At 37.2% G+C, this 18071-nt stretch carries 19 protein-coding genes; 11 read left to right on the forward strand and 8 right to left on the reverse strand.

Annotation, left to right across the window (positions count from 1 at the left end; genetic code table 11):
• Nucleotides 1–188: 188 nt before the first annotated feature.
• Together AABL52_RS01455 and cydA are read right to left on the reverse strand one after the other, a co-directional pair.
• Nucleotides 189–1214 carry a cytochrome d ubiquinol oxidase subunit II gene (locus AABL52_RS01455; protein ID WP_000544166.1) on the reverse strand — a complete coding sequence of 342 codons (1026 nt, stop codon included), beginning with the start codon at nucleotides 1212–1214 and terminating at the stop codon, nucleotides 189–191.
• On the reverse strand, nucleotides 1207–2562 hold the full coding sequence (cydA, locus tag AABL52_RS01460; RefSeq protein WP_340421475.1) for a cytochrome ubiquinol oxidase subunit I: 1356 nt from the start codon (nucleotides 2560–2562) through the stop codon (nucleotides 1207–1209). Before cydA ends, AABL52_RS01455 begins: the two co-directional genes overlap by 8 nt.
• 254 nt (nucleotides 2563–2816) lie before the next feature.
• Between cydA and AABL52_RS01465 the strand changes: the two genes are divergently transcribed.
• A complete protein-coding gene (locus AABL52_RS01465; RefSeq protein ID WP_000283175.1) occupies nucleotides 2817–2966 on the forward strand; it encodes a hypothetical protein in 150 nt (49 codons plus the stop codon).
• A 90-nt stretch (nucleotides 2967–3056) separates the two neighbouring features.
• The gene (locus AABL52_RS01470; protein ID WP_341518799.1) at nucleotides 3057–4139 is read left to right on the forward strand and encodes a transcriptional regulator; all 1083 of its coding nucleotides are present in this window, start codon (nucleotides 3057–3059) and stop codon (nucleotides 4137–4139) included.
• 50 nt (nucleotides 4140–4189) lie between these two features.
• On the opposite strand, the gene AABL52_RS01475 is transcribed toward AABL52_RS01470, so the two are convergent.
• The gene (locus AABL52_RS01475; protein ID WP_016085549.1) at nucleotides 4190–5074 is read right to left on the reverse strand and encodes a LysR family transcriptional regulator; all 885 of its coding nucleotides are present in this window, start codon (nucleotides 5072–5074) and stop codon (nucleotides 4190–4192) included.
• Nucleotides 5075–5209: 135 nt separating this feature from the next.
• On the opposite strand from AABL52_RS01475, the gene AABL52_RS01480 reads away from it, so the two are divergent.
• Entirely contained in the window at nucleotides 5210–7210 is a 2001-nt protein-coding gene (locus AABL52_RS01480; protein ID WP_341518800.1) for a YhgE/Pip domain-containing protein, read from the forward strand.
• A gap of 40 nt (nucleotides 7211–7250) precedes the next feature.
• Here the strand turns inward: AABL52_RS01480 and AABL52_RS01485 are convergent, their stop codons facing one another.
• The 3 genes from AABL52_RS01485 to AABL52_RS01495 form a co-directional block, all read right to left on the reverse strand.
• Nucleotides 7251–7631: a VOC family protein gene (locus AABL52_RS01485; protein WP_016085551.1), complete on the reverse strand. Its 381-nt coding sequence runs from the start codon at nucleotides 7629–7631 to the stop codon at nucleotides 7251–7253.
• Between the two features lie 42 nt (nucleotides 7632–7673).
• Nucleotides 7674–8831: an acyltransferase gene (locus AABL52_RS01490; protein WP_341518801.1), complete on the reverse strand. Its 1158-nt coding sequence runs from the start codon at nucleotides 8829–8831 to the stop codon at nucleotides 7674–7676.
• Between the two features lie 149 nt (nucleotides 8832–8980).
• The gene (locus AABL52_RS01495; RefSeq protein ID WP_000649366.1) at nucleotides 8981–10198 is read right to left on the reverse strand and encodes a dicarboxylate/amino acid:cation symporter; all 1218 of its coding nucleotides are present in this window, start codon (nucleotides 10196–10198) and stop codon (nucleotides 8981–8983) included.
• Between the two features lie 222 nt (nucleotides 10199–10420).
• Here AABL52_RS01495 and AABL52_RS01500 point away from each other — a divergent pair, with 222 nt between their 5' ends.
• The 4 genes from AABL52_RS01500 (at nucleotide 10421) to AABL52_RS01515 (ending at nucleotide 12495) form a co-directional block, all read left to right on the forward strand.
• A complete protein-coding gene (locus AABL52_RS01500) occupies nucleotides 10421–10723 on the forward strand; it encodes a PTS sugar transporter subunit IIB (RefSeq protein ID WP_001023540.1) in 303 nt (100 codons plus the stop codon).
• A 14-nt stretch (nucleotides 10724–10737) separates the two neighbouring features.
• The gene (gene celB / locus AABL52_RS01505) at nucleotides 10738–12039 is read left to right on the forward strand and encodes a PTS cellobiose transporter subunit IIC (RefSeq protein WP_098238593.1); all 1302 of its coding nucleotides are present in this window, start codon (nucleotides 10738–10740) and stop codon (nucleotides 12037–12039) included.
• Between the two features lie 9 nt (nucleotides 12040–12048).
• Nucleotides 12049–12366: a PTS lactose/cellobiose transporter subunit IIA gene (locus AABL52_RS01510; RefSeq protein WP_097844742.1), complete on the forward strand. Its 318-nt coding sequence runs from the start codon at nucleotides 12049–12051 to the stop codon at nucleotides 12364–12366.
• A gap of 75 nt (nucleotides 12367–12441) precedes the next feature.
• Nucleotides 12442–12495, forward strand: a complete 54-nt coding sequence (locus AABL52_RS01515; protein WP_232289224.1) for a hypothetical protein — start codon at nucleotides 12442–12444, stop codon at nucleotides 12493–12495.
• Nucleotides 12496–12599: 104 nt separating this feature from the next.
• Here the strand turns inward: AABL52_RS01515 and speD are convergent, their stop codons facing one another.
• Entirely contained in the window at nucleotides 12600–12971 is a 372-nt protein-coding gene (speD, locus tag AABL52_RS01520; RefSeq protein WP_340421481.1) for an adenosylmethionine decarboxylase, read from the reverse strand.
• Nucleotides 12972–12989: 18 nt separating this feature from the next.
• The gene (locus AABL52_RS01525; protein ID WP_341518802.1) at nucleotides 12990–14138 is read right to left on the reverse strand and encodes a polyamine aminopropyltransferase; all 1149 of its coding nucleotides are present in this window, start codon (nucleotides 14136–14138) and stop codon (nucleotides 12990–12992) included.
• Between the two features lie 424 nt (nucleotides 14139–14562).
• On the opposite strand from AABL52_RS01525, the gene AABL52_RS01530 reads away from it, so the two are divergent.
• The 4 genes from AABL52_RS01530 to celF all read left to right on the forward strand — a co-directional run bounded on the left by AABL52_RS01530 (nucleotide 14563) and on the right by celF (nucleotide 18025).
• Nucleotides 14563–14865 carry a PTS sugar transporter subunit IIB gene (locus AABL52_RS01530; protein WP_001023569.1) on the forward strand — a complete coding sequence of 101 codons (303 nt, stop codon included), beginning with the start codon at nucleotides 14563–14565 and terminating at the stop codon, nucleotides 14863–14865.
• Nucleotides 14866–14881: 16 nt separating this feature from the next.
• Nucleotides 14882–16189 (forward strand): PTS cellobiose transporter subunit IIC, encoded by a 1308-nt coding sequence (gene celB, locus AABL52_RS01535; protein ID WP_001168833.1) that lies wholly within the window; start codon nucleotides 14882–14884, stop codon nucleotides 16187–16189.
• Between the two features lie 183 nt (nucleotides 16190–16372).
• On the forward strand, nucleotides 16373–16696 hold the full coding sequence (locus AABL52_RS01540) for a PTS lactose/cellobiose transporter subunit IIA (protein WP_000989055.1): 324 nt from the start codon (nucleotides 16373–16375) through the stop codon (nucleotides 16694–16696).
• A gap of 3 nt (nucleotides 16697–16699) precedes the next feature.
• Entirely contained in the window at nucleotides 16700–18025 is a 1326-nt protein-coding gene (celF, locus tag AABL52_RS01545) for a 6-phospho-beta-glucosidase (RefSeq protein ID WP_000145768.1), read from the forward strand.
• Nucleotides 18026–18071: the final 46 nt, after the last annotated feature.

Genomic DNA, 18071 nt, shown 5'->3' on the forward strand with positions numbered 1-18071 from the left:
AGTAAATGAAATTTATATGGGTGATTATGGAGATATATCGGCGCAACGTAAAATATATCAGCGATTCTTGAAATATATCGGCGCAACGCAAAATATATCAGCGATTTTTAAAATATATCGATTTATCGACAAAACATGACAAAAGGAGCCCATCCCAAAATGCCTTTTGGAACAGACTCCCCACTATATTATTTTTCCTTCAAAAAAGTTCGATCCTTCAAGAATAAATTCCAGAAGAAAATAAATCCTGGTAGTAAAATTGCGATTCCAATTGCGTATAGAATAAGCAATGCATAGAATGTTTCTGTCGTTGTAAAGCTTGTAAATACAGTTACATCAGGATAAATAATATAAGGTAAATGCGCGACACCGTAAGCGTAACTTGCAAATGCATATTGAGCGACGACTGCTAAAACAGCAATACGAGGGTATCCTAGTGTGCCATACTTCTTGTTTGTCCACCAAAGAGAAGAGTACCCGATAACGAATAAAACGATAGAAACTGTAAACCATGGGAATTGCTTTATGAGTCCTTGCATAAGCCAGTGTGTTTCCGGATCCATTACAACGAGAGCGATAATCGCCGTAACGAGTGTTGCAGGACCAAGGATGATGGCGTTTCTTCTGTAAATTCTATACGAATCTTCTGAACCTTGCTCTCTCGCAAAATCAGCAAGAAAGAGAGAGGAGAGAAATAGTTCCGAAGTTAGTCCGAAGAGCATATAGCAGTAGATAACCGGGCTAGAAAGAAGTTTTCCATAAAGAAGTACTTCTTTTCCTTCAGACATTGTAATATAAGCCCCCTCTGTAACGGGTAAAACAGTAATTAATAAGGCTGGAATTAAGAGCCCGGTAATACCTGAAATCACCCGAAGGAGGAATTGATATTTCGGCAGAGAGTAGGCAAATACCATGAATGTACTACGAATTGCAATGAGTATTAAAATTAACATAACTGGCACGAACATCACTGTCGCAAGGGTGAAAGCAGCTTTCGGAAAGAAACCGAGAAAAGCGACAACGACAAAGACGAGAAATGTATTTGTTACTTCCCAGGTTGGTGATAAGTATCGATTGGCAAGCTTGGCAGCGAGAGTGGGATGTTTTGCGTATACCATGCCCCAAAAACCTGCTCCAAAATCGATGGACCCTAATATACTGTATACGAAAATAAGAGCCCATAAGATGATGATTGCAATACTTTCCTCATGCACGAGAATCGCCTCCTTCGTGATGTAAATCATTTGTAAGCGGATGTTTCTTAAAGAATGTCCGTAGTACAAAAACTGTTAAAATACCGAGTCCAATATATAAAATGATGAATAGAATAAATAAAGGGCCGACAAAATCAGCGCGTGTAGAAGCATCGACTGTCCGTTGCATACCATAAATGGTCCAAGGTTGACGACCACTACAGCTGAAAATCCACCCGAATTCAATACCGAGCATCATAATTGGTCCACATGCGGCAGCTCCCCAAAGAAGCCACTTCGGTAATTCTGTTCCTTTTTTTCGGTAAACAAAGTACCAATATAAGAGGGCGATTGCCGCAACTGCAAAAGTAAAGGCAGCGGTGCCGACCATTAAGTTGAATAGTGTATGTGTATAAAATGGTGGCCATGTTTCTTGTGGGAATTCCTTGAGTCCTTTTACGACCGTGCTAGGGTCGAGTCCCACTAGTAGGCTAAGCATGTTCGGAATTTCTAGTGCATAGTTTAGCTCAAGTGTGTTAGGATCTACAACTCCACCAATTGATAACGGTGCATGTGATGTCGTTTCAAATAAAGCTTCGGCAGATGCAAGTTTTTCAGGGGAGTGCTTATGTAAGGCAATCGCTGATTCGTGTCCCGAAAGCCACATCGTAGCACCTGTAATAAATGTCACGACGAGTCCTAACAGTAGTCCCTTTTTATGATATGCCACTTCACGTTTACTTAAATTCTTCTTTAATAATTTAAATCCAGCGATAGAGGCAATGACAGCTGCTCCAGTTGCGTAGGCTGTAATCACAACGTGGAATGCGCTTGTGCCAAAACTCGGATTAAAGAAAGCTTTCCACGGATCAACGTTAAAAACGGATCCATCTGGTCCCATTGAAAAGCCTGCGGGTGTATTCATCCATGTATTTGCTGATGTAATAAGCACGGCAGATGCCGTGGCACCAATCATGACGAAGAATAGCGAGATTAATCTCATAAATGGAGGTAGTTTGTCAGCTGCATATACATAAATGGACATGAACAAAGCCTCTAAAAAGAAGGCGAAAATCTCAATTTGAAAGGGAACAGAAATAACCTGCCCAACAATTTTGGCAAAACCAGGCCAAAGAAGTGAGATTTGCACACCAACAATTGTTCCAGTTGGAATTGCTACACCGAGAAGGATGGCAAACGCCTTCGTCCACCTTTTCGCCATAATGGCGTAATCGGAATCTTTCTTCCAGTGATAGAGTATTTCACTTATAAAAATCATTAATGAAAGCCCGACACCAAGTGTTGCAAAGATAATGTGGAATGCTAATGAAGAACCAAAAAATGCTCTTGCTAGTGTTACCGTATCCATATGTAAACTCCTCTTCTTTTTTGCCATTATTTTCTGATTGAATTGGAAGATTTATTCAAAAAAACTACCAAAAATATATATGTATTTAAAAAGTGGATATGGTAATATAATGTTTGAATATTCTAAATAGAAAGAAGTTAATATTTGATAATATTTTGTTTGTTTTTTAGTAAGGAATATTTTATAATCTTTTATGCGAACATAAGTTCTGTTTTCGAGTTGAAGAAGTTTATGTGAAATGGAGAGGATGTTTTATGTATCCTGAAGTCATTAAAAAGATGGCATTTTCAAAAGAGCATAGAGATTTATTATTGAAGCTGTATAATAAAGAGATTACGCGTCGTGAATATGATCGCCTCGTGGAATCGCTATATAGACCTTCTAAAGAGGCTTACGAGGGATAAAGTGAGGGAGACAATCTAATAGATTGTCTTTTTTTAATTGACGTATGTTCTGTTAAAATTAAGGTTAGCCTGAATAAGGAGGTGAAAAGATTGCGGAAACGTTTATATATAGGGGTTGGAGTTATTCTCTTAATCGCTTTAGGCGGCATTGTATTTTGGTCAGCTATACAAGGAAACCGTACAGAACATTTTATTTTAAGACATATGGTGAATGAAAATGGGACGCTTGCCACATATCGTTTAGCGGATACAAAGGCAGGTACGGGTGAAGCGAAAGGTCGTGAAGCTTTATCGGAATCAGCAGGACTATGGCTACAATATACATTGGATAAAGACGATCAAGCGTTATTCGATGAACAAGTTAAGGTTATTCAAAATAGCTTTGTACATAAGGATCACATTGTTATATGGAAAATCTCTGAAAAGGGAGAAATGCAGTCAGCTACAAATGCACTTATAGATGATCTTCGTATTATAGAACAATTATATCGTGCTTATGAAATGTATAAGGAAGAGCGTTATAAAAACTTGGCAGATCAATTGAGTGATGCTGTAGTTCGTTATAATAAGAAAGATAATTATTACGTTGATTATTATGATGCAGATGCAGGGAAACAAAATAATTTTGCAACTACATCATACTTAAATCCGCACGCATTCTCGTATATGAAGAAGTATGGAAAAGTCTCTGCTCAGCAATATCAGGACGTCGTTCAATTTTTAGCGGATTATCCAAGGCATGGCTGGGCATTCCCAAAAGAGTATAAAGAAGATGGTACATTTACGTACGATAAAGAAGTGAATCTTATTGACCAATCATACGTTGCGTATCATCGAAGTTTAGGTGGCCTTTCATCAGATGCTTATTTGGAATTTATAAAGAAGAAATTCCAGGAGGATGGAAAGTTATATGGTCGTTACAATTTAGAAACGGGAAAACAAACTGTGAAGTATGAATCGCCAGCCGCTTACGGATTAACGATTTTGTACATACTACAAACAGGCGATACGAAGTTTGCGAAGGAATTGTATGATCATATGTCGACATTCCGAAATGATAACGTATTTAGTAGATATTACGGTGGATACGTAACAGGCGAAAATAATAATACGCATATTTTCGATAACGTACTACCACTGTTAGCTGAAATGGAATTAGAGAAGAGTGAATAATAGAAGGTGCCACCATATGAGGATGGCACCTTTTATTTGTTGATATAATTTTACGTCCTAATATTGGAGAAGTAATGAATCACAAATTTACGAAATTGCTGAGCAGTTTTCGATAAGTAGCGTTTCTTCGACCAACTTAAGCCGATAGTTCGCTCGCAATTTGGTTCAATAATACGTAACTTATTTAGTGCTAAAGTAGAGTTTTTTAATAAAGTTAAACTTGGGACAAAAGCGATGCCGAGGCCTTGCTTAATAAGGTCGCTAATCACGGTTGGTTCATCTACTTCAAAAGCGATATGTGGAGTGAAGCCAGCTTCTTTACAAAATTCATCTGTTAAGTGCCGAAATCCATAACCAGTGTTCATACTAATAAACGGTTCGTCTTTTACTTCATGTAGATAGATACTTTCACGTCCTGATAAACGATGACCTGAAGGGACGACTAAGAAAATTTCTTCTGTAATAAGTGGTTCCCAAATAATCTCCTCGCCTTCGATTGGCACAGAAGAAATGCAAAAGTCGATTTCTATATTATCTAGTTGTCGTTTCATAGAAGGAGTAGATGCGAGAAACTGTTGGAATCGAACGTTAGGATGTTCTAGTAAAAAAGAACCGAGTAGTTCTGGTAATATTCTCGGGATAGAAACTGCCAGTGTAATAGAGCTTTGTTGTAATTCAGCTAAATCTTTAATTTCTCGTTCGCCTTCACTTAATTCATGAAAAATGCGCTCTACTCGTTTTAAAAATACTTTTCCAAAAGAGTTTAATGTAATCTGCCGACCTTGACGATCAAATAATGGGACGCCTAAGTCCTTTTCTAATCTAGCAATTGTTTTGCTGAGCGAAGGTTGCGCGATATGCAATTCTTCCGCGGCTTTTGTCATATGTTCTAATCGTGCGACTGTCTGAAAGTATTTTAATTGAAGAAGTTCCATTTTGACTCTCCTTTCTATAGACCAAAAGGAATGAATTGATAATTAAAGATGTATTATACAGTATGGAAAGTGACGTGTATAGTAAATCTGTTAAACCATTCTAATGGTGTTAAATTAGGAGAAGGAGTATGTTTCATGAAAGGAATTCAACTTATATTTAAAGATTGGAAAGCGATGTGGCACCATAAACATGGGCGTATCGCTTTAATTTTTTTGTTAATCGTTCCTTTAATTTATTCAGGATTCTTTTTAGCTGGATATTGGGATCCATATGGACGGTTAGATAAATTACCGGTTGCGGTTGTGAATTTAGATAAGGGTGCTGCAATGGATGAGAAAACAATTCATGCAGGAGACGATTTTGTTAAAAATTTAAAAGAGAACAAGGAATTAGCTTTTCATTTCGTATCAGCAAAAAATGCTGATGAAGGGTTAAAAGAAGATAAGTATTATATGGTTGTTACGATTCCAGAGGATTTCTCTAAAAAGGTAAGTACGCTTATGGATGAGAAACCAGAGCCGGCACAATTGCAGTACAAAGTAAATCCAGGTAAAAACTTTGTAGCAGCTCAAATTGGAACGACAGCTGTGGAAAATATGAAAACAAAAATCTCAAATAGTATTACGAAATCTTATACAGAAGGTGTCTTTTCAAAGTTTCAAGACTTAGCACAAGGATTGGGTGATGCAAGTAATGGTGCGGAGAAGTTACATGAAGGAACGGTAGATGCAAGAAATGGAGCAAATGAGCTTGCAGGTGGTATTCATCGTTTAAGTGACGGGACATCAAAAGTGAAAGAGGGAAGTGACAAGCTTGCGTCTAGCCAATCAGCCTTAACTGGGGGAGCAAACGAGCTGAGTAAAGGAGCGACATCACTTCATAGTGGTATGGAGTTATTAGCGCAAGGTGAAAAAACATTACAATCAGGAGTTAGTGAATTAAGTGCTGGTACAAATGAATGGGTGAACGGAAGTGAGAAACTTGCTGAAGGGCAAGTGAAAGCGGACAATGCAGCAAATAGTGTAAAACAACAATTAGAAGAGTACGTGAAAAGTCATCCAGAAGTGCAGCAAGATCCTGCTTTTCAAAAAATCGTTGCTACTTCTAATGGATTAGCTAAAGCAACAAACGCTTTAAATGGTGGCCAACAACAATTGACGCAAGGTGCGAAGAAGCTTGCGGATGGTCAGCATAAGATTGAAGAAGGTATGAATACATTCGGAGTTAAGTTAAATGAAGCTACTGCTGGAACGAAAAAGATAGCAGATGGTGCTTCGAATTTAGCAGATGGATTTACGAAGTGGGGAAATGGATTTACATCCCTGCAAGAAGGTGTAAATCACCTTGCGAGTGGCGGAACAGAGCTAAATCATGGTGCTGATCAGTTAACGAACGGACTTGTTAAACTTGACGAGGGCGCGGAAGAACTTTCTACGAAATTGGGAGAGGGCGCAGAGAAGATAGCGGCCGTTCGCAATGATGATGCACGCAATACGATGTTCTCAGAGCCGGTTCAATTAGTGAAGTCGACAGTTTCTGATGTGCCTAATTACGGTTCAGGTATTGCACCATATTTCTTATCACTTGCATTTTATGTTGGTGGAATTATGGCATCAAATATTTTACCTCTTGGCCGTAGACAAAATATGAAGGTAAGCGGAACGGTACATTTTATTAATAAACTAGGACTGGTATATGTAATTGGACTTATTCAAGCATTACTTGTGGATGTGGTTGTGCTAGGAGTTATGAAATTAGAAGTTGCAAGTGTGCCACTCTTTGTTTTATCAAGTATCGTTATTTCCTTTACGTTCATGACGTTTATTCTTATGTTAGTAACGGTATTTGGTCTTGTTGGAAAATTCTTAGCGGTAACGCTTCTCGTCTTGCAATTAGCGACGAGCGGGGGGACTTTCCCAGGAGAATTAAATATAGCTGTTCTTAGCAAAATTGGAGAATTTCTCCCAATGTCCCATTCTCTTAGAGGGCTACAAGATGTGATTTCTTTAGGGGATTGGTCACAATTACAAATACAAATTTTAATATTGTTATGCTATCTCGTTGTTGCTGGCGGAATTGCTTGGATCACGAGTCATATACAACATAGGGAAACGAATGCAGAACAAGTTTCTTAAAATGAAAAAAAGCTATCCGATTTTTCCGGATAGCTTTTTCTTATTTCTTTTCCATTACCGCAAAGTAATTGTTTTCATTATCAGCAAAGTTGAATGCTCTACCTGTAGGTAAATCTACAACTTGTCCAACGGTAACGTTTTTCTCAGAAAGATCTTTATACAATTGATCTAAGTTATTAGAGAAGAACATAAGTGAAGGTGTATTTAAATTTAATTCAGGTTGCATCTTCGCAATTAACGCTTTATCGTGAAGGACGATGCTTGTGCCTGATTCTTTCGTTGGTGCAATTTCAATCCAGCGAAACCCTTGTCCGTTATTTTCTTCCGCAATAATTTGGAATCCTACTGTCTCAGTCCAAAATTGTACCGCTTCATCTTGATTATTTACATATAACATAATTTGTCCAATTTGATTAATCATAGGTGCGTCCTACTTTCTTTTCTTGTATGGAATTCTATTATATCAAAGATATGGTTTGAATACCTTTTCGTGATCTTTCCGAAGTACAACCTTCGCCCATTTCACATTTGTTGTAGGAGAAGGCCCTGTAATCCACGTATGAAGTGGTAGTGTACTGCAAATAACCATTGCTGAAATCGAGATTGTGGCCGTTATTGTAAATAATAATAAGCTATATAATATTGTGTTTTCTTGCAGTGTAAATAAAGAAAGAAATTTTGTACATAGTTGTAAGAAGAAAAAGTGAGCTAAATAAGCACCATATGTGTAATTCCCGATAAATCGTAAAGCTTTATACAAGAAACCGCGTCGCTGTACGATTGTAATAGACAGAACGTAAAGTATGATAATTTCGCATACAATATATAAAAACATAGACGGTTTTAAATAAGTCGAAACGGTTAAATGAATAGAGTTTGCTCCGTAAAAACTAAATAACTCATAGTTGATGAATAAAAATAAGATGAAAAATAATATTGTGATAAGCGGGATATGTTTCATGACAAATGTACGCCACGTTTTTAGTGCGACAGCAGCGATTCCTCCCATGACGAAATAGAACGAGTAGAAGAAGAAGGAACGATCTGTATAATGTAAAATGGTTGAGCTAGTCAATTTCTCTCCATTAAAAATGTAGTGAGAAGAATACCACATTAAGAGAAAATATAGAGAAGCAAAGATGGTCATATATTTATATATGTCTTTTTTATTTTCTGTTCGTTTTTGAAACCAATAAAATAGTGTGCACAGCAAAGGAAACAATAAATGAATTTGGAACATCATAATCACGTACCAAAGATGGGGTGCGGCTGTTCCGAGTAATAAACTTTTTATTCCACTTTGTAGTGTAATCATATCGTTTGTTGTTAATAAGTAAAGAATAGACCAGAAGAAATAAGGAATGAGTAAATGTGCAGCTTTTTCATAAATATATTCTGTGTAGGCTAGTTGCTTCGTATATTGCCGAATTAAGTGAAAGCCGACGATAAATATGAATGCAGGTGCTGAAAATTTTGCAAGGTTGAATAGCATGCCCATAATGAGGGATTGCTCAAGTAAGACATTTCCTTGGTTCATTGTATATAATAAGGAACTTTGCAAAACGACAGCAAGGAATGCAATGCTTTGCAAAACTTTAAATTCTGGTGCGCTTTGAGTCATTAGGTCCATCTCCTTTTCCATACATGATTATAGTACGGAGAATGGATAATGAGTGTGGAATATTTGTGAAGATTATAACAAATTTGTGGCGGAATGGATTAACAACAAAAAAAAGAGGATGCTCGTTAGGAGCATCCTCTTTCTATTTATTAAGCAAATTTGTTTTTGATCCAGTTCTTACCTTCTACAAGGCGAGCTGTCATTACGGCACAAGCGTTATCTGCTGTTACGTTTAACATCGTTGCAGGAGGATCAATGATTGTACTAATTGCTGCGATAATTGGCAATGCTTCTGGCGGGAAGCCGTATAGAGAAACGATTAACATTTCACCAATCATACCGCCGCCTGGAATAGCACCCATTACTGTTCCTACTAATAGAGAAACAACAAGTGCGATTGCTAATGTTTTCGGTCCTTCGAATTCCATGTTGAAAATACCGAATAAGAAAGCAATTTTTAATACGCCGCCTAGAACAGAGCCGTCTTTATGAAGTGTAGATCCAAGAAGGACAACTGTTTCACGAACGTCAGAAGAGATACCCATTTTCTTCGTTGCTTCCAAGTTCGCTGGAATACTAGCAGCACTACTACAAGTTGCAAGTGATGTAACGGTAGGAGAGACCATGTTCTTCCAAAATACTTGTACACCTTGTTTGCGACCTGCAAGGTATGCATAGAACGTGAAGAATACAAAGAAGTAAATGAGAGACGCTGGGTAGTATACCATTGCTGCTCGGAAGTAAGTTCCAAGAAGTTGTGGTCCGAATTCACCAACTAATGCTGCGAAGTAAGCAGCAAGTCCGATTGGAGCGTAGTACATAATGAAAGATACAACTTTCATTGAAATTTCTGCACCAGCTTGTAAGAATGTAGCGAATGGTTTTCCTTTTTCACCAACTGCTGAAGTTGCAACCCCCATTAAAATAGAGAAGAAAATAAGAGCTAACATATTTTCGCGAGATAGTAACTTCGAGAAATCAGATACTGTTATAATACCAACAATTTGATCTGCAACACTAACTGCTTTTTCAGCTTTATCAGGCTGCGTTAGTTCTAATACGACACCTTGTGCTGGCGGGAATACTTTCACGACAATAATCATAAAAATAGCAGCTAAAATACTTGTAAATAAGAAAGTTCCAGCCATACTAGACATAATTTTACCGAAACGTTTTAATCCATCCATATTAGCAATAGATGACGCGATGCTAAAGAACACTAAAGGTACAACAATCGTAAACATTAAGTTTAAGAAAATGTCACCAAGCGGCTTTAGAGCAACTGCATCGGCACCCATGAAATAACCAATGAAACCACCAATTAGGATAGAAGATAATAAAATAAGCGGAAAGCGATATGCCTTCATAAATATATCCTCCTATCAATTAAAAAAATCATACTGAATTATTATAGCGAGTTAGAGTCCTCTTTACTAGGAGAATAATGATAGATAGAATAGCGTGAAAACCGAGAAATTTTTGTTTTTAAGCTCGGCATACAGCAGGCAATCTAGACATATATATTTGTAACCTAGTGGTGGCAAGGATGCGCCGTAACTTAGGTTTGGAAAAAGGGGGAGGGAAAAGGGATGAATATTTTACTTTGCTGTGCAGCGGGAATGTCTTCCAGTTTAATTGTTACGAAAATGGAGAAAGCAGCAGAGGCAAGAGGGATAGAGGTAAAGATTTGGGCAGTATCAGGTTCTGAAGTAAATAGTCATATAGATGAAGCTGATGTACTTTTACTTGGACCGCAAGTACGTTATTTATTACCGAAGATGAAAGAGTTATGTAAAGGGAAAGGGATACCTGTTGATGTCATTCAGTCCGTCCATTACGGGCTTTGTAATGGGGAAGCAATCCTGCAAGCAGCTTTGTTAATGAAACCATGAGGAGAGTGGGATAGATGGTACGGTTTTTAGAGAAATATGTAATGCCAGTAGCAGGGAAGGTTGCAGAACAAAGACACTTGCTAGCGATTCGTGATGGACTTGTATTGACGATGCCTTTCTTAATTATAGGGTCATTTTTCCTCATCATTAGTGCTTTACCAATACCAGGTTATAATGATTTTATGGCAGGTTTGTTTGGGGAGAATTGGCAGAGGGCTTTGGGGTATCCAGTTAGTGCAACTTTTAATATAATGGCTTTAATAGCTGTTTTTGGAATCGCTTACAGACTTGGAGAATATTATAAGGTGGACGCTTTAGCATCCGGGGCATTGTCGCTTGTGACATTTTTACTTGCGACGCCATTTCAAGTTGCATATATTATACCAAGTACAAAAGAGAGTGTACTTGTAGAAGGTGCTATCCCAGCTGCATTAATGGGAAGCCAAGGGTTATTTGTAGCAATGATTATTGCACTTATATCTACTGAACTTTATCGGTTTATTGTACAAAAAAAGATAATTATAAAAATGCCAGAGACAGTTCCGCCAGCTGTGACACGTTCATTTGCCGCGCTTGTTCCAGGATTTATTGTTGTAACGGTTATTTGGATTTTACGCTTAATTATAGAAAATACTTCTTTTGGCAGTATCCATAATATTGTGGGGCAAATTTTACAGGAACCACTTAGTGTACTTGGTGCTAGTCTTTGGGGTGCAATAATAGCTGTTATTCTCGTTCATGTTCTTTGGTCATGTGGAATTCATGGAGCTACTATTGTTGGTGGTGTAATGAGTCCGGTTTGGTTATCGTTAATGGATCAAAACCGAATTGCTTACCAAGCAGGGCAAGATATACCAAATACGATTACTGCACAGTTTTTTGATTTATGGATTTATATGGGTGGATCTGGTGCAACACTTGCTTTAGTTATTGGAATGTTATTGTTTGCACGAAGTCAGCAATTAAAAAGTTTAGGGAGATTGTCAATTGCACCTGGTATATTTAATATTAATGAGATGGTAACTTTTGGTATGCCGATTGTCATGAACCCAATTTTACTAATTCCATTTATATTGGTTCCGGTTGTGTTAACGATTGTTTCTTACTTCGCAATGGAATGGGGATTAGTTGCTCGTCCGAGTGGGGCTGCTGTTCCTTGGACGACACCAATTCTATTTAGTGGATATTTAGGATCAGGCGGGAAAATTTCAGGTGTTATTTTGCAACTCGTTAACTTTGCGCTTGCATTCTTCATTTATTTACCGTTCTTAAAAATATGGGATAAACAAAAAGTGGCGGAAGAAAAGGGGGAGTAGTGAACTAAAATGGATACGATAGAGACAAAGGCTTTTCATTTAATTTTGCATGGGGGAAATGCGAGAAGTTGTTCAATGGAAGCAATTGATTGTGCAAAGCGTGGAGAGTTTACAGAAGCGGAAGCGAAATTACAAGAAGCGTTAGAGGAATTAAAAGAGGCGCACCGTGTACAAACGGAGCTCATACAGAAAGAAGCTGGTGGTGAAAAGACCGAAGTTACCCTTCTGATGGTGCACGCGCAAGATCATTTAATGAATGCGATTACGGTGAAGGAATTAGCGAGTGAATTTGTAGAATTATATAGGAAGATGTCGATGCCTGAATGAACCTTGCGTATGCAAGGTTTTTTTATGTTTTGTAAAGATAATTTCATTATTACTTACGTCGTTATATGGTTTATGATGACTTTATATTGGAAACGAAAAATCACGAAATTAAATTATCAATTAAGATGAATAAACTATGTATGTGTGCGTACCAACAGTGGAGTGTTATGAGCCCCACTGATGGTATTTTCATATTAACAAGCCTCCTTCTTCGTGGGAAATGGGAATGGTAACTAATTGATAGTAATAAATTCTCCTACACCACGAATTAATTTTTTTATATGCATACGCTCTGGTTTTAATACACTTATTATTGAATCAATGGCTTCTTGAGGATCGACAGATGTGCCACAAGTATAACAATCAATTGCTGCAAATTTCTTTTCAGGATAAGTGTGAATAGAGAGATGGCTTTCTGATAATAAAAGTAATACCGTTACTCCATATGGGTGAAATTCTTTGTTACTTACATTTAAAACGTGAGCACCAGAGCGATTCGCAGCATCTATTAGATGATGCTCTAAAAAATGAACATCATTTAATAGAGAAAAATCCACGCCCCATAAATCTACTATTATATGACGCCCAAACGTGGAATATTCCATATATTTATACCCTCCTTGTCAAAATTGCATCTCTTTTTGATAGCAATGATGTAGGATAAGTTCAGATTCTAAATTTAAAACGGCATTATTACGGTGTTCTAGATGTTCTTCTTTAAATTGAAACAAAGGAGCAAGAAGAGAAGGTAATGTTCGAGGAGTTGGCACAACATATAATTGTTCAATTTGATCGAGTATATAGGCAGAGTTAGCGGCAATATGAAATCCCCAGTCAGTTCCGAAAGATGGGACGATTGTATGATAACTTTTCACAGTTAATCCAGCATGTTCAATTGTGTTACCGATGCTCCAATATACAAGAGGTGCATCAGCAGGTGAATTAGATTGACAGACGAATGCACCATCTTCTGTTAAAAACGTAGCTATACGAGCAAATAGTTCACTTGTATATAAAGTACTTAATAATTCCGTCGCTGGATCAGGAAAATCAATAATAATTACATCATATAAAGAGGAAGGAGAGTTCAGAAATTCTTTTGCGTCACATACATGTACATTTGCACGCTCATCAAAAAATGCACGTTGGTTTAAAGAAGCTAATTCTGGAACATTGCGAGCCATCGTAATCATTTCTTCGTCTAAGTCGACAAGGTCTACATGTAGAACTGTTTCATATTTTAAAACTTCTCTTAAAGCAAGACCATCGCCACCGCCTAAGATGAGAACGCGTTTGGGATCTATTACCTTTGACATAATCGGATGCACGAGTGCTTCATGATAAATTTGCTCATCGACGGAACTAAATTGTAGTTGCTTATCCAAATATAGACGAATGTCGCTTACTTGGAGTAAATTAATGTTTTGATAATTACTTTTTTTTTCAAATAAACTTGTATGTTCACCAGTTTGTATTTCTTTTAGTGAAATTTCATCCCATACATCTAAGCTGTGTGAATCTGTGGGTACTATGCTTACATTTTCCGATTGTACTTGTTTATCAGGTTTGTCTTGTTTATCAGGTTTGTCTTGTTTATCAGGTTTGTCTTGTTTATCGTGTTTGTCCTGTTTATCAGGTTTGTCTTCAGTGTCCTTTTGATCTAGTGTATCCGTGTTGGAATTTAATTCAGAATCCTCTTCTTGTTTATACCATTTATTTGGAACCTGTATTCTATAAATCTTCATTCTATTCTTTTTTCTATGCTTTGGCATTGGAATCCCCTTTCAAAATACTTTATTTTCTTCTATTCTATGTAATTTAATAGAGTTTGACTGGACAATAACTAGACGAATATCTTGAATAGGTATTTGTTTTTGATTTGAGTTGAAATAGTATATTTTTCGGTATTATATTTTCACACTTTAAAAAAATAGTGTTTTTTGTTTTAAATACAACTAGACAACTAAACACTAATCTATTTTCATACAGTTATGTGTTAAAAGCGTGTTGTTTTATAACACACTGTGTGTTTTTTGGGTGACACACTAATTGAAAGCGTTAACACACAAAGGAAACAGTCGAAAAAGTGCTGATTTTAGTGGTTTTAAAAAGTTGGCACGCTAATTGCATTAATAAATAGCGTAAAGAAAAATAAATAAACATAAATTTTTTATACTACACAAGGGGGATTTTCAAATGAATATTTTATTATGTTGCTCAGCAGGGATGTCTACAAGTTTACTAGTTACAAAAATGGAAGCGGCTGCAAAAGCTCGCGGTCTAGAAGGAAAGATTTGGGCTGTATCTGGGGATGCAGTAAAAACAAATATCGATCAAGCAGATGTATTATTACTAGGACCACAAGTTCGTTACATGCTTTCTTCAATGAAAACGCTTGCTGATGAGAGAAATGTTGGAATCGATGTTATTAATCCAATGCACTACGGCATGATGAATGGAGAAGCAGTTTTAGATCACGCGTTAACACTTAAAAAATAATTAGGGGGGAAGCGAAATGCAAAAATTTATTGCATTTATGGAGAAATATATTGTTCCTGTCGCTGGTAAAATCGGATCGCAACGTCACTTAGCTGCGATTCGTGATGGATTTATTGCAGTTATGCCACTTATTTTAGTTGGTGCACTGGCATCACTAATTAATGGTTTTCCGTCTGAAGCTTTCCAAGAGTTCATGAAAGGTTTGTTTGGTGAAACGTGGAAACAAGTTGGCGGTGGAATGTGGACTGGTTCTTTCGCAATTTTAGCACTAATCATAGCATTTACAACAAGTTATAACTTAGCAAAATCTTACGGCGTTGATGGTTTGTCAGCAGGTATTATTTCATTTGGTGCGTTAATTATTCTTACGCCAACAACACCGAAAGAAGGCGGATTGAACTTAGCTTGGACAGGGGCACAAGGGTTATTCGTAGCAATTATTGTGGCACTCCTTGTTACTGAAGTATTCCGTTTCTTTGTACAAAGAAACATTACTTTTAAAATGCCTGATGGAGTACCACCAGCAGTTTTAAGATCTTTCGCAGCTATAGTTCCAGCATTTGTTATCTTAACAGTAGTTGCAGGTATTCAATTAGCAGTGAAATTAGCTGGTACAAGTGTTCATGAATTTATCTTTAATACGATTCAATCACCACTGCAAAGTTTAGCAGGGACATTACCAAGTGCAATTGTCATTGTACTCCTTGTTCATCTTCTTTGGTTCTTCGGTTTACATGGTCCAAATATCGTTGGTGGTATTATTGAGCCATTATACTTACCGGCATTAGAGAAAAACATGAATTTATTCAAAGGTGGTACATCTGCATTTGATGTTCCAAACATTGTTACAAAACCATTCTTTGATACTTTCGTATATCTTGGTGGTTCTGGTGCAACATTAGCGTTCTTAGTGGTCGTATTAATTGTAGCAAAAAGTGCACAATTACGCGGTGTATCTCGCTTATCAATTGGACCAGGTGCATTCAACATTAACGAACCAGTAATCTTTGGTACACCAATTATTTTAAATCCAATTTTATTCTTACCGTTTATCCTAACACCAATTGTATTAGTAATTACTTCTTATACAGCTATATCTATTGGTTGGGTACCAAAAACAGTTGTGATGATTCCGTGGGCAACACCACCAATTATTAGTGGTTATCTTGTAACAGGTGGACATCTTTCAGGTGCAATTCTACAGTTATTCAACTTTGTAATTGCGATGGTAATCTACTATCCATTCGTTGTATTATCTGACCGTTCTGTTGTTCGTACTGAAAAAGCAGCAGCGCAAGGAAATAACAACTCTGTACCTATGTAACATAAAGATTGTTCTCACAGACAGCATTGTCTGTGAGAACAATTACCTTTATATCATGTTCAAAAAGATGAGACCCATCTACAAGAACACCAAACTATCATTCATAAATTAATATTTTAATAGAAATGTTCAAACTGAAGGGGTATTTCAATCGGTTGAACCATAATAGAGAGGGCGGTAATTATGATGACTACAGCAGAACAAATTCCATTCCAATTAATTTTAAATAGTGGTAATGCACGAAGCTTTGCAATGGAGGCACTTCAATTTGCCAAACAGGGGAAAATGGCAGAGGCTGATGAAGCGATGGTAAAGGCGAAAGAAGCGATTAATGAAGCGCATCATTTCCAAACAGAGCTCATACAATCAGAAGCAAGAGGAGAAAAAACAGAGGTTAGTGTTCTTTTAATTCATGCACAGGATCATTTAATGAATGCGATTACAGTGAAAGAATTAGCAGCAGAATTTATTGACCTTTATAAAAAGTTAGAAGCGAAAGGGGAATAAAGCATGACTGGAATTAAAATTGCTACAATCGGCGGTGGATCTAGTTATACACCAGAGTTAATTGAAGGATTTATTAAGCGTTATGATGAGCTTCCTGTTCGTGAAATTTGGTTAGTAGATATTGAGGCAGGAAAAGAAAAGTTAGAAATCGTTGGTAACTTAGCGAAACGTATGGTGAAAAAATCCGGTTTACCAATCGAGGTACATTTAACACTCGATCGCCGTGAAGCATTAAAAGGTGCTGATTTCGTAACGACGCAGCTTCGCGTAGGTTTATTAGAAGCTCGTGCAAAAGATGAAGCAATCCCGTTAAAATATGATGTAATCGGTCAGGAAACAAATGGTCCTGGTGGTTTATTCAAAGCGCTGAGAACGATTCCTGTTATTTTAGATATTTGTAAGGATATGGAGGAGCTTTGTCCGAATGCGTGGTTAATTAACTTCGCGAACCCAGCTGGTATGGTAACAGAAGCTGTCCTTCGCTATACAAATATTCAAAGAGTAGTTGGTCTATGTAACGTTCCAATCGGAATCCGTATGGGTCTTGCAAGATTACTTGAGGTAGATGCAAGTCGTGTCCACGTTGATTTTGCAGGTTTAAATCACATGGTATACGGATTAGACGTATATTTAGATGGCGTAAGTGTAATGGATCGTGTGTTAGAGCTTGTAACAGATCCAGAAAAGCAAATTACGATGGAAAATATTGCAGCGCTTAACTGGGAGCCAGACTTTATTCGCGGCCTTCGTGCAATTCCATGTCCATACCATCGTTACTACTACAAAACACGTGAAATGTTAGAAGAAGAGAAAGAAGCTTCAGTTGAAAAAGGTACACGTGCAGAAGTAGTAAAACAATTAGAAGATGATTTATTCGAGTTATATAAAGACCCGAACTTAGATATTAAACCACCACAATTAGAAAAACGTGGCGGCGCTTATTATAGTGACGCTGCATGTAGTTTAATTACGTCTATTTACAATAATAAAGGTGATATTCAGCCTGTTAATACACGAAACAACGGAACAATTGCAAGCTTACCACATGATTCGGCTGTTGAAGTGAACTGCATTATTACGAAAGAAGGTCCAAAACCAATTGCAGTTGGAGATCTTCCCGTACCAGTTCGCGGTTTAGTACAGCAAATTAAATCATTTGAGCGCACAACAATTGAAGCTGCTGTTACAGGGGATTATCATAAAGCGCTGCTTGCTATGACAATTAATCCACTTGTACCATCAGATAAAGTTGCAAAACAAATTTTAGATGAAATGTTGGAAGCACATAAAGAATATCTTCCACAGTTCTTCAAAAAGGTAGAGAAATAAAGCGGCGCTATTTAGCCCGCTTTTTTTATTCTATTAAGGAGGTATT

The sequence above is a fragment of the Bacillus paramobilis genome (assembly GCF_038096195.1).
Taxonomy (GTDB): Bacteria; Bacillota; Bacilli; order Bacillales; family Bacillaceae_G; genus Bacillus_A; species Bacillus_A mobilis.